Here is a 20806-nt window from a genome sequence, read left to right on the forward strand (position 1 = left end):
CATGCCGCGCCGTAGTGACCTCTCCTCCGTCCTCGTGGTCGGATCCGGTCCCATCGTCATCGGGCAGGCGGCCGAGTTCGACTACTCGGGCACCCAGGCCTGCCGGATCCTGCGGGCCGAGGGCCTGCGGGTCATCCTGGTCAACTCCAACCCGGCCACGATCATGACCGACCCGGAGATCGCCGACGCCACCTACGTCGAGCCGATCACCACCGAGATGATCGAGAAGATCATCGCCAAGGAGCGCCCCGACGCCCTGCTGCCCACCCTGGGCGGGCAGACCGCGCTCAACGCCGCCGTCGCCCTGCACGAGGCCGGGATCCTCGACAAGTACGGCGTCGAGCTCATCGGCGCCAACATCGACGCCATCCAGTCCGGCGAGGACCGGGAGAGCTTCAAGCGCATCGTCGAGCGCATCGGCGGCGAGTCCGCCCGCTCCCGCATCTGCCACACCCTCGCCGAGTGCCTCGACGCCGCGGGCGAGCTGGGCTACCCCGTCGTCGTGCGCCCGTCCTTCACCATGGGCGGAGCCGGCTCCGGGTTCGCCCACGACGAGACCGAGCTGCGCCGCATCGCGGGCCAGGGGCTGGCGCTGTCCCCGACCACCGAGGTGCTCCTGGAGGAGTCCATCCTCGGCTGGAAGGAGTACGAGCTCGAGCTGATGCGCGACACCAACGACAACGTCGTGGTCGTCTGCTCCATCGAGAACCTCGACCCCATGGGCGTGCACACCGGCGACTCCATCACCGTCGCCCCCGCCATGACCCTCACCGACCGCGAGTACCAGAAGCTCCGCGACATCGGCATCGCGGTCATCCGCGAGGTCGGCGTGGACACCGGCGGCTGCAACATCCAGTTCGCCGTCCACCCCGCCACCGGCCGGGTCATCGTCATCGAGATGAACCCCCGCGTCTCGCGCTCCTCGGCGCTGGCCTCCAAGGCCACCGGCTTCCCGATCGCCAAGATCGCCGCCAAGCTCGCCGTGGGCTACACCCTCGACGAGATCCCCAACGACATCACCAAGGAGACCCCGGCCAGCTTCGAGCCCACGCTCGACTACGTGGTCGTCAAGGCCCCCCGGTTCGCGTTCGAGAAGTTCCCCGGCGCCGACCCGACGCTCACCACCACCATGAAGTCGGTGGGCGAGGCCATGGCCATCGGCCGCTCCTTCCCCGAGGCCCTCCAGAAGGCCATGCGCTCCCTGGAGAAGGCCGACGTCGGCTTCACCTGGGCGGGCCGGCCCGGGGACAAGGACGAACTGGTCCGCGCCGCCGCCACCCCGACCGAGTTCCGGCTGCGCCAGGTCCAGCAGGCCTTCCGCGCCGGCGCCACCGTCGAGGAGCTGTACGAGTCCACGCGCATCGACCCCTGGTTCCTGGACCAGATGCTGCGCCTGGAGGAGACCGCCCGCACCCTGGCCGCCGCGCCCAAGCTCGACGCCGACCTGCTGCGCGCCGCCAAGGGGCTGGGCTTCTCCGACCTCCAGATCGGCGAGATCACCGGCAAGAGCGAGGACGTGGTCCGCGAGCTGCGCCACGCCCTGGGCATCCACCCCGTCTACCTGACCGTGGACACCTGCGCCGCCGAGTTCGAGGCCGCCACGCCGTACCTGTACTCCAGCTACGACGAGGAGACCGAGGTACCCGCCGGCGACAAGCCCAAGATCATCATCCTGGGCTCGGGCCCCAACCGCATCGGCCAGGGCGTGGAGTTCGACTACTCCTGCGTCCACGCGTCCTTCGCGCTGGCCGAGGCCGGCTACGAGACCGTCATGGTCAACTGCAACCCCGAGACCGTCTCCACCGACTACGACACCAGCGACCGGCTCTACTTCGAGCCGCTCACCCTGGAGGACGTCCTGGAGGTCGTCCGGGCCGAGCAGCTCACCGGCCCCGTCGCCGGGGTCATCGTCCAGCTCGGCGGCCAGACCCCGCTGGGCCTGGCCCGCCGCCTCAAGGACGCCGGGGTGCCCATCATCGGCACCAGCCCCGAGGCCATCGACCTGGCCGAGGACCGCGGCGAGTTCGGCAAGGTCCTGGCCGACGCCGGGCTGCCCGCGCCCAAGTACGGCACCGCCTACTCCTTCGCCGAGGCCAAGGCCGTCGCCGACGAGATCGGCTACCCGGTCATGGTCCGCCCCTCCTACGTGCTGGGCGGCCGCGGCATGGAGATCGTCTACAGCGAGGCGATGCTCGCCGACTACATCGAGCGCAACGCCGAGGTCAGCCCCGAGCACCCGGTGCTGGTGGACCGCTTCCTCGACGACGCCATCGAGATCGACGTCGACGCCCTCTACGACGGCACCGACCTGTACCTCGGCGGCGTCATGGAGCACATCGAGGAGGCCGGCATCCACTCCGGCGACTCGGCCTGCTCCCTGCCCTCGATCACCCTGGGCAAGGAGGACATCGACCGGATCCGCCACTCCACCGAGGCCATCGCCCGCGGAACCGGGGTGCGCGGCCTGATCAACGTCCAGTACGCACTCGCCTCCGGCGTGCTCAACGTCCTGGAGGCCAACCCGCGCGCCTCGCGGACCGTGCCGTTCGTGTCCAAGGCCACCGCGGTGCCGCTGGCCAAGGCCGCCGCCCGCATCATGGCCGGGGCCACCGTCGCCGAGCTGCGCGCCGAGGGCATGCTGCCCGCCACCGGCGACGGCGGCGACCTGCCCGCCGACGCCCCGGTGTCGGTCAAGGAGGCGGTGCTGCCCTTCAACCGGTTCATCGACAGGAAGGGCGAGGGCGTCGACACGATCCTGGGCCCGGAGATGCGCTCCACCGGCGAGGTCATGGGCCTGGACGTGGAGTTCGGCGCCGCCTACGCCAAGTCGCAGCTGGCCGTCACCGGCGACCTGCCGGTCAGCGGCCGGGTGTTCGTGTCGGTGGCCAACCGCGACAAGCGCTCGATGATCTTCCCGGTCAAGCGCCTGGCCGACCTCGGCTTCGAGATCCTCGCCACCGAGGGCACCGCCGTCGTCCTGCGCCGCAACGGCGTGCGCGCCACCGTGGTGCGCAAGCACAGCGAGGGCCCCGGTCCCGACGGCGAGAAGACCATCGTCCAGCTCATCCACGACGGGGAGGTCGACCTCATCGTCAACACCCCGTTCGGCGGGGCGGGGCAGGCCGGGCCGCGCCTGGACGGGTACGAGATCCGCACCGCGGCCGTGGTGCGCGCCGTCCCCAGCGTCACCACGGTGCAGGGGCTGGCCGCCGCGGTCCAGGCGATCGAGGCCCGGGTGCGCGGCGACGTCGGCGTGCGCTCCCTCCAGGAGCACGCGCAGGCGCTCGTCGCCCGCCGGGAGTGACGCCCGGCCCCCTCGCCCAAGGGCCGACGGTCGCGCTCCGGTACCGCCCTAGGCTGTAGGGAACCGGACGGCACGGGCGCCGCGGTGGACCCACCGCGGCGCCCCCAGGCACACGGCGCGAGAGAGGCCACACCCAGACGATGAGCGACTACGGACCGGTGCAGGTCAGGTGCCCCGTGCTGAACGTGCGCCGGGTGGACGCCTACTACGCCATCACCGTCGTCGCCCCCGGGATCGCCGAGCGGTTCCGCTCGGGCCAGTTCGTGTCGGTGGCGGTGGGCGGCGACCACTCCAGCACGCTGCTGCGGCGCCCCTTCGCCATCCACGACGTCAAGCCCGACTACGGCGGCACCGTCGAGTTCCTGTTCGCGGTGCGCGGCACCGGCACGGCCTGGCTGGCCGAGCGGCGCTCCCGCGACCTGCTGGACGTGGTCGGGCCGCTGGGGCGGCCCTTCCCGCTGCCCCGCGACCCGGTCAACTGCGTCCTGGTCGGCGGCGGCTCGGGCAGCGCCCCGCTCTTCCCGCTGGCGCAGTCGCTGCGCCGCCGGGGCTGCCGGGTGGACTTCGTGCTGGGCGGGGCCTCCGCCGACCGGGTGTTCAGCGCCATCACGGCCCGTCGGATCGCCGAGACCGCCGTCTTCACCACCGACGACGGCTCCTTCGGGACCCGCGGCCGGGTCACCGACGTCCTGGGCCGGGTCATCGAGGAGTGCCGCTCCGACGTGGTCTACGCCTGCGGCCCCATGCCCATGCTGCGCGCGGTCACCGCCGTGGCCGGCAGCCACGGGATCCCCGTGCAGGTGTCGGTGGAGGAGACCATGGCCTGCGGCACCGGGATCTGCATGACCTGCGTGATCCCGGTGGTGGGGGAGGACGGCATCACCCGCATGGTCCGCTCCTGCGTCGACGGCCCGGTGTTCCGGGGCGAGCAGGTGCGCTTCGACGACGTGGGCACGATCCCCTTCGACGCGCTGGGCGCGCCCGGCTGGAAGGGCGCCGGGTCCTCCCGGCCCGCCGAGTCGGCCCGCGACATCGCCTGACCGCGAGGGTGCGCCCGCCGCATCCGACCACCGACCGGGAAAGACACGGTGAACACAGACCTGAGAGTCCGGTTGGGAGCCCTGGAGCTGCCCAACCCGGTGGTGACCGCCGCCGGGTGCGCCGGTTCGGGCCGGGAGCTGGCCCAGTTCTTCGACATCGCCGAGATCGGCGCGGTCACCACCAAGTCCGTGATGCTGGAGCCGCACGCCGGGCGCCCCGCCCCGCGCATGGCCGAGACGCCCAGCGGCATGCTCAGCACCACCGGCATGCAGGGACCGGGGGTGGACGTGTTCCTCCAGCGGGACCTGCCGTGGCTGCTGTCCCGGGGCGGGCGGGCCATCGTGTCCGTCGCGGGTTCGGGCACCGCCGAGTTCGGCGAGCTGGCCCGTCGGCTCTCCGCCGAGCCGGGGGTGGACGCGATCGAGGTCAACCTGTCGTGTCCGGACCCGGCCGACCCGGACGGGCGCCGGTTCGCCGACGACGCCGCGCGGGCGGCCGCCGTGGTGAGCACCGTGCGCTCGCACGCCCGGTCGGACCTGCCGGTGCTGGCCAAGCTGACGGCGGACGTGCCCGACGTGGTGGCGCTGGCGACCGCGTGCGTTCAGGCCCGTGCGGACGGCCTGTCGATGATCAACACCGTGCGCGGCATGGCCGTGGACCCGCGGACGCTGCGCCCCGCGGTGGCCGGGGGCATGGGCGGGCTGTCGGGCCCGGCGATCCGGCCGCTGGCGGTGGGCTGCGTGTACCGGGTCCGCGAGGCGCTGCCGGACGTGCCGATCATCGGCATGGGCGGGGTGCGCACCGGGGCCGACGTGGTGGAGTTCATGGCGGCCGGGGCCACCGCGGTCGCGCTGGGCACGATCAACTTCTCCGACCCCTCGGCGTGCGTGCGGGTGCTGCGCGAGTTCACCGAGGCGCTGGAGGCCCGCGGCGTCGCCCGGGCCGCGGACCTCGTGGGCGCCGCCCACCGGCCCGGCACCGGGGTGTGAGGGCCCCGGCCGGCCCGCGACGGCCCCCGATCCGCCCGCGCGTGCTCTGACCGGCCTGAACGGCGCTGAGGCGGCGCTGTGCGACCGAACGTGGCCGTCCGGGTACGGATCGACCCGAAGCCGGGCAAAGGCCGCCTGCGGCCGCGTGGGCGGTCGTTACGACGAAGTGACCCTCATCGGGCGCATGAAGCGCCCGGTTCTGGGAACCGCACACCTTGGCGGTGTGCACAGGACAGTGAACGTGCATTCGTAATCACGTTCGTAAGAACGCGAGCGAATGGAACGCATCGGCCAACGGGTCGATGGCACACGAAAGGGAGTAACCGATGACCGCGCCTTCCGCGCCCATCGCAGTCGCGATCGATGCCGACGAGATCGAGACCGCGGCGACCTGGGCCTCTGCGGTCGCCCCCCATGTCAGCACCGTCAAGGTGGGGCTGGAGCTCTACCTGCGCTACGGCCCCGAGGTCGTCAGCGCCGTGCGCGGCGCCAACCGGGTCGGGGTGTTCCTCGACCTCAAGCTCCACGACATCCCGGCGACGGTGGCGGGGGCGGCGCGCAGCGTCGCCGGGCTCGGGCCCGCCATCCTCACCGTGCACGCCGGGGGAGGGGCGGACATGGTCCGGGCCGCGGTGGAGGCGGCTCCGGACACCGAGATCGCCGCCGTGACGGTGCTCACCTCGATGGACGAGAAGGACCTGGAGCAGGTGGGGCTGCTCGGGCCGGCTCGCGACGCGGTGCGCCGGCTGGCGGTGCTGGCGGTGGGCGCCGGGGCCCGTGCCCTGGTCTGCTCGCCCCAGGAGGTGGCCCTCGTGCGCGCCGAAGTGGGCCCGGACATCACCCTCATCACGCCGGGCGTGCGCCCGGCGGGGGCGGACAGGGGTGACCAGTCCCGGGTGGCGACCCCGGAGGAGGCCATCGCGGCGGGGGCGGACCTTCTGGTCATCGGCCGCCCCATCACCCGGGCACCGGATCCCGGTGCGGCGGCGGCCGCCATCGCGGAGGCCGTACGGCGTGCCGGGGCCCGTGTCCGAGGCGGGGAGGGGAGCGGATTCGGTCACTGAGGGTCACTGATTCGGTATGTCCTAAATGCGGGATCCGCAGCTGAGAGTGACCCGGCTCACCCCTCTGTGACCTGCGCAGGTGACATGCTTTGCAGGTCATCCAATCGGGACTAAAGTCCCGATTTTCATCTCTTAGTGCAATTGAATGACTACGCTAAGTAGTTAGTTCGATGAAATAGCCGCTGAAAGGGCACTTTACGTTGCCTAACAGGGGTCAGACCTACTAACTTGCGCAGGCGTCCGCCCTCTACAAACGAGTAGAAATCCGAGGTGACCCGGCGTGGCCCTTCCTCCCCTCACACCCGAGCAGCGCAGCGCGGCTCTCGAGAAGGCCGCCAAGGCCAGAAAAGAGCGCGCTGAGGTCAAGAACAAGCTGAAGAACGGCGGTATCTCGCTGTCCAAGGTGCTCGCCGACGGGCTCAAGGACGACGTCATCGGCAAGATGAAGGTCTCCGCCCTGCTCGAGTCCCTCCCCGGCGTCGGCAAGGTCCGCGCCAAGCAGATCATGGAGCGGCTCAACATCGCCGAGTCCCGCCGCGTCCGCGGCCTGGGCACCAACCAGCGCGCGGCCCTCGAGGCCGAGTTCGGCGACCTCACCAAGTAACACCGCGGCCGCGACCCCCGGGCCGCCGCGTCCCCCACAGACGCGGCGGTTCGGACCGCCCGCGGAAGCCACCCCCCAGGTGGACCCGCACCGGGCCGTGACCACGGTCGACCCCTCCCGGGGCCGCACCGTGCGTCACGGCCCGGTGGTATAAATGAAGCTTCCCGCGCCCGAACGCGAGGATGAACCCCGCACGCACCCGCCGCCCGCGCGGTGGGCGATCCGGCCCGGAACGGCCCCCGTCGCCCGAGCGCCCAGAGCGCGCCGCGGGCGGTCGCCCGAGGCCCGAAGGGAAGCCCGCGAGAGCCATGCCCAACCCAGGAGAACAACGGCTGATCGTCCTGTCCGGACCCTCGGGTGTGGGCAAGAGCACGGTCGTGGCCGAGCTGCGCCGGGCCCACCCCGACGTCTGGCTCTCCGTGTCGGCCACCACGCGCAAGCCGCGCCCGGGCGAGGTCGACGGCGTCCAGTACCGCTTCGTCGACGACGCCGAGTTCGACCGCCTCGTCGCCGACGGCGAGCTCCTGGAGTGGGCGCAGTTCGCGGGCAACCGCTACGGCACCCCGCGCCGCCCCGTCGAGGAGCGCCTGGCCGCCGGACTGCCGGTCCTGCTGGAGATCGAGCTCCAGGGCGCCCGCCAGATCCGTGAGACCATGCCCGAGGCCCTGCACGTGTTCCTGGCCCCGCCCTCCTGGGAGGAGCTGGTGCGCCGCCTCACCGGGCGCGGCACCGAGTCCGACGAGGTCATCCGGCGCAGGCTGGAGGTCGCCAAGGTCGAACTCGCCGCCGAGAAGGAGTTCGACACCACACTCGTCAACACGTCCGTCCGGGACGTGTGCGGCGAACTGCTGGCGCTGATCACCGCCGCCGAGCCCGGCAGGCTCTGACCCGCGGACCGGCCGCGCGGCGCCGCCGTGCCGCCGGACCCGGCCGCGGCCCTCCCCGTTCGCGGGGAGGGGCACGCCGGAACGGCACCGGGACCGCCGGTGCCGCGTACTCTGTACACCGTGGCGCACCGCGCCGCACAACCGACCGTTCCCTGGGGGTAATCGAAAGTGGCTGGAACCGAGCCCGTCGCCGAAGGCATCACCAACCCGCCGATCGACGATCTGCTCGATCTGGTGGACAGCAAGTACAGCCTGGTCACCATGGCCTCCAAGCGGGCCCGCCAGATCAACGCGTACTACGCCCAGCTGGGCGAGGGCCTGCTGGAGTACGTGGGCCCCCTCGTGGAGACCCAGGTGCAGGAGAAGTCCCTGTCCATCGCCCTGCGCGAGATCAAGTCCGGGCTCCTCACGGCGGAGCCCTACGAGGGCACCTGATCCCGACCTGGTAGAAATCCTGTCTGTGACTGACACAGGAAGTGAACCCCAGGTCGTCCTCGGCGTCGGCGGCGGCATCGCCGCCTACAAGGTGTGCGAGCTGCTCCGCCGACTGACCGAGTCCGGGCACCGGGTCCGGGTCGTGCCCACGGACGAGGCCCTGCGCTTCGTCGGTGAGCCCACCTGGGCCGCCCTGTCCGGCAACCCCGTGGCGACCGGTGTCTGGGACGCCGTCCACGAGGTCCCGCACGTGCGCATCGGGCAGTCCGCGGACCTCGTCCTCGTCGCCCCGGCCACCGCCAACATCCTGGCGAAGGCGGCCGCCGGCCTGGCCGACGACCTGCTGACGAACACCCTGCTGACCGCCAGGTGTCCGGTGGTCTTCGCCCCCGCGATGCACACCGAGATGTGGGAGCACCCCGCGACCCGGGCCAACGTGGCCACCCTGCGCTCACGCGGCGCCGTCGTCCTGGACCCGGCGGTGGGCCGCCTCACCGGTGCCGACACCGGCCGCGGGCGGCTGCCCGATCCGGCCGAGCTCTTCGAGGCCGCACGGCGGGTGCTGCGCCGCGGGCGGACCGAGCCCGACCTCTCGGGCCTGCGCGTCGTGATCTCCGCGGGGGGCACCCGCGAGGCCATCGACCCGGTCCGGTTCATCGGCAACCACTCCTCCGGCAAGCAGGGCTACGCCCTGGCCCGCACCGCCGCAGCGCGGGGTGCCGAGGTCACCCTGGTCGCCGCCAACGTCGCCCTGCCCGACCCGGCCGGGGTGCGCGTGGTGCCGGTGTCCTCGGCGGTGGAGCTGGCCGGGGCGGTGGAGGCCGAGCGCGCCCGCGCCGACGTCATCGTGATGAGCGCCGCCGTCGCCGACTTCCGGCCCGCGACCAGCGTCGCCTCCAAGATCAAGAAGTCCGGTGCGGCGCCCGCCCCCATCGAGCTGGTGGAGAACCCCGACGTGCTGGCGGGCCTGGTGGCCTCCCGCGCCCGGGAGGGCACCGGCCAGGTCATCGTGGGCTTCGCCGCCGAGACCGACGACGTCATCGCCAACGGCCGTGCCAAACTGGCCAGGAAGGGCTGCGACCTGCTCGTGGTCAACCAGGTCGGCGGCGGTCGCGCCTTCGGCACGGAGGACAACCAGGCCGTGGTCCTGGGGGCCGACGGCAGCGCCGTGGAGATCCCGCACGGGCCCAAGGAGGACCTCGCCGACCGGGTGTGGGACCTGGTCGGAGAACGCCTGCCCCGGTGACCCGCGCATCACAGGACTGGATTTCCCACCGCCGCGTACGCCACACTTCGTTCGGGCGTCCGCGACCGACGAGGTCGGCCGGGGATCTCCGTCCCCGCCGATCCCGTTACAGTGGACCGATAACCAACCGCATCGGTCGGTATTGACCGTCCCGGCAGGCAGTCGGGCCGCGTCGTGCCCGCCGCCACATGTCAGCCAGCAGCCGCTGCAAGGAGTCACGCAACCGTGTCCCGCCGCCTTTTCACCTCCGAGTCGGTCACCGAAGGCCATCCCGACAAGATGGCCGACCAGATCAGTGACGCGATCCTCGACGCGATGCTCGCCCACGACCCCGCCAGCCGGGTCGCCGTCGAGACGCTGATCACCACCGGTCAGGTCCACATCGCGGGTGAGGTCACCACCCAGACCTACGTCGACATCCCCGCCATCGTGCGCGAGACCATCCTCCGGATCGGGTACGACTCGTCCGCCAAGGGGTTCGACGGTGACTCCTGCGGGGTCAACGTCTCCATCGACGCCCAGTCCCCCGACATCGCCCAGGGCGTCGACACCGCCTACGAGGCGCGCGTCGAGCACGAGGACGACGCCCTCAACCGCCAGGGCGCGGGCGACCAGGGCCTGATGTTCGGCTACGCCAACCGGGAGACCCCGGAGCTGATGCCGCTGCCGATCAAGCTGGCGCACTCGCTCGCCGAGCGCCTGTCCGAGGTCCGCCGCAACGGCACCGTGCCCTACCTGCGCCCGGACGGCAAGACCCAGGTCACCGTCGAGTACGACGGCCAGACCCCGGTGCGCCTGGACACGGTCGTGGTCTCCAGCCAGCACTCCGCCGACATCAGCCTCGAGGAGCTGCTCGCCCCGGACATCCGCGAGCACGTCATCGAGCCGGTGGTGGAGGCCTTCGGCCTGGCGGCGGACGACTACCGCCTGCTGGTCAACCCGACCGGCCGCTTCGAGATCGGCGGCCCGATGGGCGACGCCGGCCTCACCGGCCGCAAGATCATCGTCGACACCTACGGCGGCTACGCCCGCCACGGCGGCGGAGCCTTCTCGGGCAAGGACCCGTCGAAGGTCGACCGCTCGGCCGCCTACGCCATGCGCTGGGTCGCCAAGAACATCGTCGCCGCCGAGCTGGCCGAGCGCGCCGAGGTCCAGGTCGCCTACGCCATCGGCAAGGCGCACCCGGTCGGCGTGTTCATCGAGACCTTCGGCACCGAGAAGGTCGCCCCGGACCTGATCGAGAAGGCCGTCAAGGAGGTCTTCGACCTGCGTCCGGCCGCGATCGTGCGCGACCTCGACCTGCTGCGCCCGATCTACTCCAAGACCGCCGCCTACGGCCACTTCGGCCGCGAGCTGCCGGAGTTCACCTGGGAGCGCACCGACCGCGCCGCGGCCCTGCGCTCGTTCGTGGGGGCCTGAGCCCCGACGCACCGACGGTGAGGGGGCGGACGACCGACGGGTCGTCCGCCCCCTCACCGCATGGCGGACACCCCAAGAGAACACTCCGTGTTATCAAGTAAATACATATGGTTATGTGCTGTACACGGAGGAAGCACCATGGGCGTAGCCGCGGTGATGTCGACCCTGGGCCTGGCGGCCCTCGTCGCCCTGCCGGGAATCCAGGCCCCGGACCCCCCGGAGACCCGTGAGCTGGTTCCCGGGGCCGAGACGCTGCACGTGACCCTGACCGGGAGGGCCGAACCGGAGAGGCTGGCCCCGGGGGACCGGGTGCGGTACACCATCGGCGTCCGCAACTCCGGCCCCGGGCCGGTGCCCGCGGCCGAGGTCGTCCACATCCTGCCGCCGACGATGCGCTACGTCACCGGGACGGAGGGTGCCGAGGTGGACGGCGGCCGCGTCGTCTGGACCCGGCCGCTGGAGGCGGGGGAGCGGGCGACGTTCGACGTCACCGGGGAGCTGACCGCCCTCCCCGCGGGTTCGGGGCGCCCCGTCTCCACGGTCTGCCTGCGGTCCGGCGCCGACGGGGTGCTCGCCTCCTGCGCCTCGCAGGAGCACGCGGTGCTCAGGCCGGCGGTCCCGCTGTGGGCTGCGGCGACCGCCGCGCTGGCGGTGCTGCTCGCCCTGGCGGGCGGGGGGACCGCGCTGTACCTGCGCACCCGCGGGACCAGGCCCGCACCGCCCGAGCCCAGCAACCACACGCCCGGTTCGGTGCCCAACATCCGCACCTTCCCCGGAGCGACCGTCCACCACCTGGACGCGCACCGCTGACCGGGGCGGCCTGAGCCGGAGGGGGACCGGGCGGTCCCCCTCCACGGCTTCGGGGCACCCCCGCGGGGACGGCCGCGGCGGTCGCGGAGCCCGCGGAAGAGCGCGACCGCACCGGTGACGTCCGGGACCGGACCGGCGGCTTCCGCTCCTCCGGCGCCGGGCGCGGGCCCCCGCCGGCGAACCCCCGCCCCGACACGGAGGGGCGGGCCCGTGTCCCCGCGGACACGGACCCGCCCCGCACGATCCGGGAAGGAGCCTCAGCTCAGGTCGCCGAGCGCCCTCTCCGCCTCGGCCAGCCACGCACGGCGGGCCTCCAGCGACTCCTCGGCCTCCTTGACGCGACGGGCGTCGTTGTTCGCCCGCGCCTTCTCCAGCTTCTTCTCCAGGTCGGCGATCGCCGTGGACAGCTGCGCCACCGTGGCCTCGGCGCGCGCCCGGGCCTCGGGGTTCTTGCGCTCCCACTCGGTCTCCTCGGCGCGGCGCACCTCGTCCTCGACCTGGCGGAAGGCGCCCTCGAGCCGGTCGCGCGTGTCGCGCGGCAGCTCCCCCGCCTCCTCCCAGGCCTCCTGGAAGTCGCGCAGCCGGGCGCGGGCCCGGCGCGGGTCCGAGATCAGGCCGCGGATCTCCGCCTGCGCCTCGGCCAGGATCTTCTCCTTGGCGTCGGCGTTGACCCGCAGTTCGGCGTCGCGCTCGGCGAAGACCGCGTTGCGGGCGTCGAAGAACGCGTCCTGGGCGGCCTTGAACCGGGCCCACAGGCGGTCCTCGCTGGCCCGGTCGGCGCGGCCGGTCCGCTTCCACTGCTGCATCAGGTCGCGGTAGGCGCGGGCGGTCTCACCCCACTCGGTGGAGGAGGACAGGGCCTCGGCCTCGGCGACGATGCGCTCCTTCTCGGACCGCACCGACTCCCGCTCCTGGTCCAGGTTGGCGAAGTAGGCCTTGCGGCGCTTGGAGAAGGAGTTGCGCGCCGCCGACATGCGCTTCCACAGCGCCTGCTCGGTGGGGCGGTCGGTCCGGGGGGCCTTCTTCCACTCCTCGATCAGCTGGAGCATCCGCTCGCCGCCGGACTTCCAGTGCGTGGTCTCGGCGGCGACCCGCTCCGCCTCGGCGACGATGCGCTCCTTGACCTCGCGGGCCTCGCCGCGGGCCCGCTCCTGGGCCTGCTTCTGCTCGGCCTTGCGGGTCTCGGCGCGCTCGGCCAGCGCGTCCAGGCGGCGGGTGAGGGCGTCCAGGTCACCGACGGCGTGGGCCTCCTGCACGGCCGAACGCAGCTTGTCGATGTTCGACATCGCGGCGGCGGCGGACAGGTCGGTGGTGTTGAGCCGCTTCTCCAGCAGCTCAACCTCGGTGACCAGGGAGTCGTACTTGCGGCGGAAGAAGGCCAGGGCCTCCTCCGGCTCCCCGGCCTGCCACGATCCGACGACCCGCTCGCCTTCGCTCGTGCGCACGTAGACCGTGCCCTCGTCGTCTACGCGGCCCCAAGGGTCCGTGGTCACCGTGTCCTCCTGCTGTCATGAACCCGCGAGAGCGGGTTCTGGTCGTCGCGGTGTCCCTCGCCGATCCGTGATGGAAACCACTGTGCTGAACACGGTATCCATCCGATTCGATGATGACGGCGCGCCGTGTCTCATCCATGCGGGCGGGCTTTTCCGTCGCCCGCCGTGGGCGTCCCCTGTCGTGCCGGCCGGGGCCGAGAACCGACGGCCCGCTTTTCTGGAAGAGGCGCAGGTCGGGGCCCGGAGCACATGGGACGGTGCCCAATATGGCATTACCACGCGCTTTGGCAAAGAGTCCGGGCGTGTGCGGTGATCGAATGGTGATCAAAAGAGCGCACGGGTGTGTTCTTCCGGTCGCCCCCGCCCCGGCCGCGTCGGTAGGCTCGGTACCCACCCGCGGGCCGCGAGCCGGTCCGCGGCCCCCGCCACCGACCGAGGACAGGACGTCATCCGCCGTGCTCATCGCCGCGCTTCCCACCGGACCCCTCGCCGCGAACTGCTACGTGCCCGCGGCGGCCCCGAACGGTGAGTGCGTCATCGTCGACCCGGGGCAGGACGCCGCCGAGCCGGTCGCCAAGGTCCTGGCCGAGCACCGGCTGGCCCCCGTCGCGGTCCTGCTCACCCACGGGCACTTCGACCACGTGTGGTCGGCGGCCGAGATCGCCGACACCCACGACATCCCGGTGTACGTGCACGCGGCCGACCGGGCCCTGTTCACCGACCCCGGCAGGGGAGTGGACGCGGCCTTCGCCGCGCAGCTGGCCGCCCTGCTGGGCCCGGGCCCCCACCGCGAGCCCGCCCGCGTCGTGGAGGTCGCCGACGGCGACGTCCTGTCCCTGGCCGGAGCGGAGTACACGGTCGCCCACACCCCGGGCCACACCCCCGGGTCGGTCGTCTACACCACCCGCAGCGACGACGGCGTCCCGGTGATGTTCGCCGGCGACCTGGTCTTCGCCGGATCCATCGGCCGCACCGACTTCCCCGGAGGGGACCCGGCCGCGATGGCGCGCAGCCTCGCCACCGCGGTCCTGGGCGCCCACGACGACACCCGTGTCCTGCCGGGCCACGGCCCGGCCACCACCGTGGGCCGCGAGCGTGCCACCAACCCCTACCTGCGCGACCTCGCCGGCTGACCGGGAGCGGACACCGGAGCCGCGGTCTCCCGGCGCTCCCCGCGGCGGTCCGCCGAGGTCGTATTCAGGAGGTCGGGCGGCGGCGTTGACGGTAGGATTCCAGATGTTCAGGGCCATGCCGTGCCCTCGTCCGGGACCTGAAGCGGTCTCCCGGCACCCTCACCCAGCCGTGTAGCTAGTGGACTTGGTAACTCATGCATCGTTACAGGACTCATACGTGTGGTCAGCTCCGCAAGGAGCATGTCGGGGAGCAGGTGAACCTCTCCGGTTGGGTGCACAACCGCCGCGATCTGGGCGGTCTGCTCTTCGTCGACCTGCGTGACCACTACGGCATCACCCAGCTCACGGCCCGCCCTGAGTCCCCCGTCTTCGAGCAGCTCAGCCGGGTCTCCAAGGAGACGGTCATCCGCGTCTCCGGCGAGGTGACGGCCCGCAGCGCCGAGAACGTCAACCCGAACCTGCCCACGGGCGAGATCGAGATCGACGCCGCCGAGCTGGAGGTGCTCGGCACCACCGAGGAGCTCCCGCTCACCGTCTTCCCGGAGGACAACACCTCCGAGGAGCGCCGCCTCACCTACCGCTTCCTGGACCTGCGCCGGGAGCGGATGCACGAGAACATCATGCTGCGCTCGCGCGTGATCGCCTCGATCCGCCAGAAGATGACGGCGCTGGGATTCAACGAGTTCCAGACCCCGATCCTCACCAGCTCCAGCCCCGAGGGCGCCCGCGACTTCCTGGTGCCCTCCCGCCTGCACCCGGGCAGGTTCTTCGCCCTGCCGCAGGCGCCGCAGCAGTTCAAGCAGCTGCTGATGATCGCCGGGTTCGACCGCTACTTCCAGATCGCGCCCTGCTTCCGCGACGAGGACAGCCGCGCCGACCGCTCCCCGGGCGAGTTCTACCAGCTCGACGTCGAGATGAGCTTCGTCGAGCAGGAGGACGTCTTCGAGGTCATCGAGAAGGTCATGACCGACGTCTTCCGCGAGTTCTCCCAGGGCTGGGAGATCACCTCCCCGTACCCGCGCATCGCCTACCGGGACGCCCTCCGGTGGTACGGCACCGACAAGCCGGACCTGCGGGTGCCGATGAAGATGCAGGACGTCACCGAGCTGTTCGGCAAGACCGACTTCCGGGCCTTCGCCGGCAAGAAGGTGCGCGCCCTGGCGGTGCCCGGGGTCGGCGGCCAGCCGCGCAAGTTCTTCGACGGCATCGGCGACTTCGCGGTCGAGCAGGGGGCCAAGGGCCTGGCCTGGCTGAAGGTCGGGGAGAACGGCGAGCTGACCGGCCCCATCGCCAAGTTCGTCACGGAGGTCTCCGACGAGCTGCTGTCCGCTCTGGGCGCCGGACCGGGCCACGGCCTGTTCTTCTGCGCGAGCGAGGACGAGGCGGAGATCAACCGCATCATGGCCCCGGTCCGGGTCGAGGCGGGCAAGCGCGCCGGGCACTTCGAGGAGAAGGCCTACCGGTTCTGCTGGATCGTGGACTTCCCGATGTTCGAGCGCTCGGACGAGGGCACGATCGAGTTCAGCCACAACCCGTTCTCGATGCCGCAGGGCGGCCTGGAGGCCCTGGAGAACCAGGACCCGCTGGACATCCTCGCCTGGCAGTACGACATCGTCTGCAACGGTGTGGAGCTGTCCTCGGGTGCGATCCGGAACCACTCGCCCGAGATCATGTACAAGGCCTTCGACATCGCCGGGTACGACAGGGACGCCGTCGAGGCCGAGTTCGGCGGCATGCTCAAGGCCCTGAAGTTCGGCGCCCCGCCGCACGGCGGCATCGCCCCGGGTGTGGACCGCATCGTCATGCTCCTGGCGGACGAGCCCAACATCCGCGAGACCATCGCGTTCCCGCTCAACCAGAACGCCCAGGACCTGATGATGGGCGCGCCCTCCGCGGTCTCCGACAAGCAGCTGCGCGACGTCCACATCCGGTCGGTCGTGCCCCCGGGGGAGCAGAAGAAGTAGGAGGCGCGGCCCCGGCCCGCCGCCCCGCCCCGGATCCGCGCGGCCTCCCACCGGGACGCCCTCCCCGGCGGAGCGGCACGCGGGGGCGCTCCGGGGCCCGCGCCCTCCCGGGGGAGGTGCCGGAGCGGCGGAACGCGGGCGGCCGGCGGGGGCGGCGGCCGACCCTCCGGGGCGGCCGCGGACCGGATCCAGGAGCCCGCCGCGGGTCCGCCACCGCCCGCCTCCCCGGACCCGGAGGCCGTGGCCGGTACACGACCGCCACGGCCTCTCCCCCGCCGGGCCCGGGGGACTCGGGCGCCAGGGCCCCGAGAGGAACCGCCCCCGCGCCGGGTACGGCTTCCGGCGCGGATCGCCTCCGCCGGCGCCCAGGGAGGCGTCGGCCCACAGGGCGGACCAGCGGATTCGCCCGTCCCGGGAGCCCGGCGCCGGAAGCGGGTGATCTCCCGCGGTCCGGTGGATTCCTTCTTTCGGTTTCGAATTCATCAGGAAACGGTCATAGGGGACCCGGGGGAGGGAATCTCTCGGCTTTTTCGGAAAAACCTGGCCGAACATGGCCTCGTGTGACCCCTGTGGATGCGCCCGGCCCCCGCATCCCCTACCGTTGGGGGCGAATCACCCTTCCCCACCAGGTGCCCGCATCCTCGGGAGTGGTCGCGCGGCACGACGGGGGCCTCGTCGGACCGGTGGGCGGAAATGGTGGTGGAGTGCCTTCTGTGCCATCGAGTCACGCGAACGTAACGATTCGTGTCCCGGGACCCCGGCCCCCGACGGCCCGTAGGCCCCGTGTGCCGAGCATCCCCACACCGGTGGACCCCGCCGACCCGTGTCGCACGAGGTCGCACGGGTGATCCGGGCGGGCGGTGGCACCGGCCGCCCGAAGGCGCCCCCCGGAGACCGCACCGCCCCCGACATTAGAATGAGCCGAATCGGAATGTTCGCAGGGGTGACCGTGCCCGGGCACGGATGCGACGTCCGAGACGACATGAGGATTGAGTCCGTGAACGAAGAACGTGCTGTAGGCGGTGCTTCGGAGGGCGTGCTCGCCGGGGCGTTCCTCCACGCGCCCGAGCCCATGGTGCTCACCGCGGCCGACGGCTCGATCCGCCACGCCAACCTCGCCTTCCGGGCACTCGTGGACCGCGCGGCCGACGACCTGGCGGGCCGCCGCTGGCACGAACTGCTCGACGGGGACGACGGCCGCGCCGCCCGTTTCCACCGCGAGGCCCTGGCCCGCCGGGAGTCCCCGAACGGCCGCCCGCGCCGCCGCCTGCGGCTCCGCGTCACCGCCAAGGCCTCCTGCCTGGCCGAGGCCGAGGTACGGCCGGTGGACGAGGACACCGCCGTCGTCCTCGTGCACGTCCTGTCCACCGAAGAGGCCGACCTGCGGGTCATCGGCGAGCTGCGCACCGACAACTCCGACTCCGTCCTGTGGAGCCTGGACCTGGGCAGCGGCCGACTGCGCGAGCTCTTCGGCCCCACCCCGCTCGGCTCGCTGCTGGCCGGGGAGGACCGCGAACTGGACCGCATCCTGGAGCGCGTCCACCCCGACGACATCGCCCGGGTCCGCGACGCCATGTCGGCCTCCTTCGCCGGACGCGACTACGAGCAGCGCTTCCGGGTCTTCGACCGCCTCGGCGACGAGCGCTCCCTGCACGTGCGCGCCCGGTTCGTGCCCGGCGACCCCGACCGCCTCGTCGGCATCGTCGACGACGTCACCGAGCACGTCCAGCTGGTCCGCCGCCTGGCCGACCGCCGCCGCACCGAGGCCGAGCACGGCCGCCTGGTCACCGAGCTGTCCTCCAAGCTCGTCTCGGCCACCACCGTGGACAAGGTCATGGACCTGCTCAGCGAGGAGTTCCTGCCGATCTTCGGCGGCCACACGGCCGCGGCCATGTACGTGGAGGACGGCCTGCTGCGCGCCTCGCCCGGGGCCCGGGGGCGAGGCAACACCGACCTCATCGACGGCCGCAGCGCCAGTGACACCAACTACCCCATGGGAGCGGTCATCCAGGACCGCCAGCCCCGCTTCTTCGAGAGCCGCGCCGAGGTCGTCAGCCGCTTCCCCGCCGCCGTCGACCTCATGCGCCACAACGACTCCAAGGCCCAGGCCTGGGCGACCGTGCCCATCTTCGGCGACAGCAAGGTCGCCCTGGGCGTGTGGCAGATGGTGTGGGACCGCCCCCACCACGCCAGCCGGGACGAGCGCGCGCTCATGCTCACCTTCGCCGGACTGGCCGGCCAGGCCCTCCAGCGCATCAAGGCCCAGCAGGCGGAGCTGGAACTGGCCGACGCCGTGCAGCGGCGCATGCTGCCCCGCCAGGTGGCCAGCTTCCCCGACCTGGACATCGCCACCAAGTACCTGCCCTCCCGGGCCGACTGGCGCATCTGCGGCGACTTCTACGACGTCGTCGAACTGCCCGGGGGCCGGGTCGGCCTGCTGGTCGGCGACGTGCAGGGCCACGGTGTCGAGGCGGCCGCCGCGATGGGGCAGATCCGCGCCGCTTTCCGCGCCTACGCCAGCAACCAGTCCGACCCGGGCGTCGTCCTGGGCGAGACCAACCGGCTGCTCAGCGACACCGGCGAGATCGTGTTCGCCACCTGCGGCTACCTGGTCCTGGAGCGGTCCACCGGCGCCATGCAGGCCGCCTGGGCCGGGCAGCCGCCCGTCGTCCTGGCCGGCCCCGACGGCTTCGAGGTGTGGGAGCCCGAGACCGGACCGCCGCTGGGCGTGCTCCCCGACACCGTGTACCCCGTGACCGACCGCGTCCTGGAGCCGCGCTCCACCCTGCTGCTCTGCTCCGACGGGCTGGTGGAGAGCTCCGAGGTGCTCATGGAGGACGGCCTGGACAAGGTCGGCGCCGCCCTCGCCGAGCACTGCGAGGACCCCGAGGGGGCCGCGCACGCACTGGCCGAGATGGCCCCCGCCGGGCGCGGCGACGACATCGCCCTCCTCATCGCCCGGATGCGCCGCCCGGCCGCCTGAGGGGCCGCCGCTCCCGCGTACCGGCCCCGGCGGTCGGCGCCACCGCCTACCCTGGACGGGTGTCCGCAACGCTGTTCGACGATGCCGGTTCCGAGGCCGCCAGAGGCCAGGAGCCGCTGGCCGTGCGCATGCGGCCGCGTACCCTCGACGAGGTGATGGGCCAGCGCCACCTGCTGGGCGAGGGCAGCCCGCTGCGCCGCCTGGTCGAGGACGACGCGCCCATGTCCGTGTTCCTGTGGGGCCCGCCCGGTACCGGCAAGACCACCCTGGCCACCGTGGTCAGCAGGGCGACCAAGCGCCGGTTCGTGGAGCTGTCCGCGGTCAGCGCCGGGGTCAAGGACGTGCGCGCGGTCATCGAGGAGGCCCGCCGCCGGATGGGCATGCACGGCACCCGGACGCTGCTGTTCGTCGACGAGGTCCACCGCTTCAACAAGACCCAGCAGGACGCCCTGCTGCCCGCGGTGGAGAACCGCTGGGTCAGCTTCATCGGCGCCACCACCGAGAACCCCTTCTTCTCCGTGGTCGGTCCGCTGCTGTCGCGCTCCCTGCTGCTCACCCTGGAACCCCTGGACGACGCCGACGTGCAGGGGCTGCTGGAGCGCGCCCTGACCGACGAGCGCGGACTGGACGGGCGCTACACCCTCAGCGGAGAGGCCGCCGCCGACCTGGTCCGGCTGGCCGGGGGAGACGGCCGCCGCTCCCTCACCTACCTCGAGGCCGCGGCCCTGGTGGCCGGGCCGCCCGCCGCCGAACCGGTCGAGATCACCGCCGCCCACCTCGAGCGGGCCGTCGACCGCCACGCCGTGCGCTACGACCGCTCCGGCGACCAGCACTACGACGTCGTCAGCGCGTTCATCAAGAGCATGCGCGGCAGCGACCCCGACGCAGCCCTGCACTACCTGGCCCGCATGATCGAGGCGGGGGAGGACCCCCGGTTCATCGCCCGCCGCCTCGTCGTCCACGCCAGCGAGGACGTCGGCATGGCCGACCCCACCGCGCTCCAGACGGCCGTGGCCGCCGCCCAGGCGGTCGAACTCGTCGGCATGCCCGAGGCGCGCATCAACCTCGCCCAGGCCGTCATCCACATCAGCGTGGCGCCCAAGTCCAACGCGGTGATCACCGCCATCGGCGAGGCCATCGCCGACGTCCGCGCCGGGCACGCCGGGCCGGTCCCGCGCCACCTGCGCGACGGACACTCCAGGGGCGCCAAGGAGCTGGGCCACGGCAGGGGCTACCTCTACGCCCACGACCACCCCGGCGGCGTCGCACCCCAGGTGCACGCCCCCGAGGGCCTGGTGGGCCGCGAGTACTACCGCCCCACCGAGCACGGCGCCGAACGCCGCGTCTCCGAGGTGCTGCGCCGTATCAAGGAGGTCCTGCGCGGCGGCCGCACCGCCCCGCAGGACCCCTGATCCGGCTCCGGCGCCCCACCCG

At 72.5% G+C, this 20806-nt stretch carries 15 protein-coding genes; 14 read left to right on the forward strand and 1 reads right to left on the reverse strand.

Annotation, left to right across the window (positions count from 1 at the left end):
• The first annotated feature begins 1 nt into the window (after position 1).
• The 10 genes from carB (at position 2) to ACSUPR_RS25080 (ending at position 11799) form a co-directional block, all read left to right on the forward strand.
• Entirely contained in the window at positions 2 to 3304 is a 3303-nt protein-coding gene (gene carB, locus ACSUPR_RS25035) for a carbamoyl-phosphate synthase large subunit (protein ID WP_436887165.1), read from the forward strand.
• A gap of 140 nt (positions 3305 to 3444) precedes the next feature.
• Positions 3445 to 4344, forward strand: coding sequence for a dihydroorotate dehydrogenase electron transfer subunit (locus ACSUPR_RS25040; protein ID WP_436887166.1), 900 nt, complete (start codon positions 3445 to 3447; stop codon positions 4342 to 4344).
• Positions 4345 to 4392: 48 nt separating this feature from the next.
• Complete coding sequence (locus tag ACSUPR_RS25045; RefSeq protein ID WP_436887167.1) at positions 4393 to 5334, forward strand: dihydroorotate dehydrogenase; 942 nt, start codon at positions 4393 to 4395, stop codon at positions 5332 to 5334.
• Positions 5335 to 5660: 326 nt separating this feature from the next.
• The gene (gene pyrF / locus ACSUPR_RS25050; RefSeq protein WP_436887168.1) at positions 5661 to 6398 is read left to right on the forward strand and encodes an orotidine-5'-phosphate decarboxylase; all 738 of its coding nucleotides are present in this window, start codon (positions 5661 to 5663) and stop codon (positions 6396 to 6398) included.
• 280 nt (positions 6399 to 6678) lie between these two features.
• On the forward strand, positions 6679 to 7002 hold the full coding sequence (gene mihF / locus ACSUPR_RS25055) for an integration host factor, actinobacterial type (RefSeq protein WP_073384130.1): 324 nt from the start codon (positions 6679 to 6681) through the stop codon (positions 7000 to 7002).
• Positions 7003 to 7310: 308 nt separating this feature from the next.
• Positions 7311 to 7889, forward strand: coding sequence for a guanylate kinase (gmk, locus tag ACSUPR_RS25060; protein WP_436887169.1), 579 nt, complete (start codon positions 7311 to 7313; stop codon positions 7887 to 7889).
• A 168-nt stretch (positions 7890 to 8057) separates the two neighbouring features.
• Entirely contained in the window at positions 8058 to 8324 is a 267-nt protein-coding gene (gene rpoZ / locus ACSUPR_RS25065; protein WP_073384132.1) for a DNA-directed RNA polymerase subunit omega, read from the forward strand.
• Between the two features lie 25 nt (positions 8325 to 8349).
• On the forward strand, positions 8350 to 9570 hold the full coding sequence (gene coaBC, locus ACSUPR_RS25070; protein WP_436887170.1) for a bifunctional phosphopantothenoylcysteine decarboxylase/phosphopantothenate--cysteine ligase CoaBC: 1221 nt from the start codon (positions 8350 to 8352) through the stop codon (positions 9568 to 9570).
• A gap of 225 nt (positions 9571 to 9795) precedes the next feature.
• Positions 9796 to 10989, forward strand: a complete 1194-nt coding sequence (gene metK, locus ACSUPR_RS25075; protein ID WP_436887171.1) for a methionine adenosyltransferase — start codon at positions 9796 to 9798, stop codon at positions 10987 to 10989.
• 138 nt (positions 10990 to 11127) lie between these two features.
• Positions 11128 to 11799, forward strand: coding sequence for a hypothetical protein (locus ACSUPR_RS25080; protein WP_436887172.1), 672 nt, complete (start codon positions 11128 to 11130; stop codon positions 11797 to 11799).
• A 257-nt stretch (positions 11800 to 12056) separates the two neighbouring features.
• On the opposite strand, the gene ACSUPR_RS25085 is transcribed toward ACSUPR_RS25080, so the two are convergent.
• On the reverse strand, positions 12057 to 13292 hold the full coding sequence (locus ACSUPR_RS25085) for a DUF349 domain-containing protein (RefSeq protein ID WP_436887173.1): 1236 nt from the start codon (positions 13290 to 13292) through the stop codon (positions 12057 to 12059).
• Positions 13293 to 13747: 455 nt separating this feature from the next.
• Here ACSUPR_RS25085 and ACSUPR_RS25090 point away from each other — a divergent pair, with 455 nt between their 5' ends.
• The 4 genes from ACSUPR_RS25090 (at position 13748) to ACSUPR_RS25105 (ending at position 20784) form a co-directional block, all read left to right on the forward strand.
• Complete coding sequence (locus ACSUPR_RS25090) at positions 13748 to 14425, forward strand: MBL fold metallo-hydrolase (protein WP_436887174.1); 678 nt, start codon at positions 13748 to 13750, stop codon at positions 14423 to 14425.
• Positions 14426 to 14679: 254 nt separating this feature from the next.
• Positions 14680 to 16389, forward strand: a complete 1710-nt coding sequence (gene aspS / locus ACSUPR_RS25095) for an aspartate--tRNA ligase (RefSeq protein WP_436887175.1) — start codon at positions 14680 to 14682, stop codon at positions 16387 to 16389.
• A gap of 1072 nt (positions 16390 to 17461) precedes the next feature.
• Positions 17462 to 19372, forward strand: coding sequence for a SpoIIE family protein phosphatase (locus ACSUPR_RS25100; RefSeq protein ID WP_436892140.1), 1911 nt, complete (start codon positions 17462 to 17464; stop codon positions 19370 to 19372).
• Between the two features lie 59 nt (positions 19373 to 19431).
• Positions 19432 to 20784, forward strand: coding sequence for a replication-associated recombination protein A (locus tag ACSUPR_RS25105; protein ID WP_436887176.1), 1353 nt, complete (start codon positions 19432 to 19434; stop codon positions 20782 to 20784).
• Positions 20785 to 20806: the final 22 nt, after the last annotated feature.

Origin of the sequence: Nocardiopsis dassonvillei (assembly GCF_964273065.1) — a bacterium.
Classification (GTDB): domain Bacteria; phylum Actinomycetota; class Actinomycetes; order Streptosporangiales; family Streptosporangiaceae; genus Nocardiopsis; species Nocardiopsis dassonvillei_B.

What these genes read in the sequence shown, in the direction of transcription:
- carB (WP_436887165.1), top strand. Translation starts at nt 2, where the DNA reads ATGCCGCGCCGTAGTGACCTCTCCTCCGTCCTCGTGGTCGGATCCGGT.
- ACSUPR_RS25040 (WP_436887166.1), top strand. Translation starts at nt 3,445, where the DNA reads ATGAGCGACTACGGACCGGTGCAGGTCAGGTGCCCCGTGCTGAACGTG.
- pyrF (WP_436887168.1), top strand. Translation starts at nt 5,661, where the DNA reads ATGACCGCGCCTTCCGCGCCCATCGCAGTCGCGATCGATGCCGACGAG.
- gmk (WP_436887169.1), top strand. Translation starts at nt 7,311, where the DNA reads ATGCCCAACCCAGGAGAACAACGGCTGATCGTCCTGTCCGGACCCTCG.
- ACSUPR_RS25080 (WP_436887172.1), top strand. Translation starts at nt 11,128, where the DNA reads ATGGGCGTAGCCGCGGTGATGTCGACCCTGGGCCTGGCGGCCCTCGTC.
- ACSUPR_RS25100 (WP_436892140.1), top strand. Translation starts at nt 17,462, where the DNA reads ATGGTGCTCACCGCGGCCGACGGCTCGATCCGCCACGCCAACCTCGCC.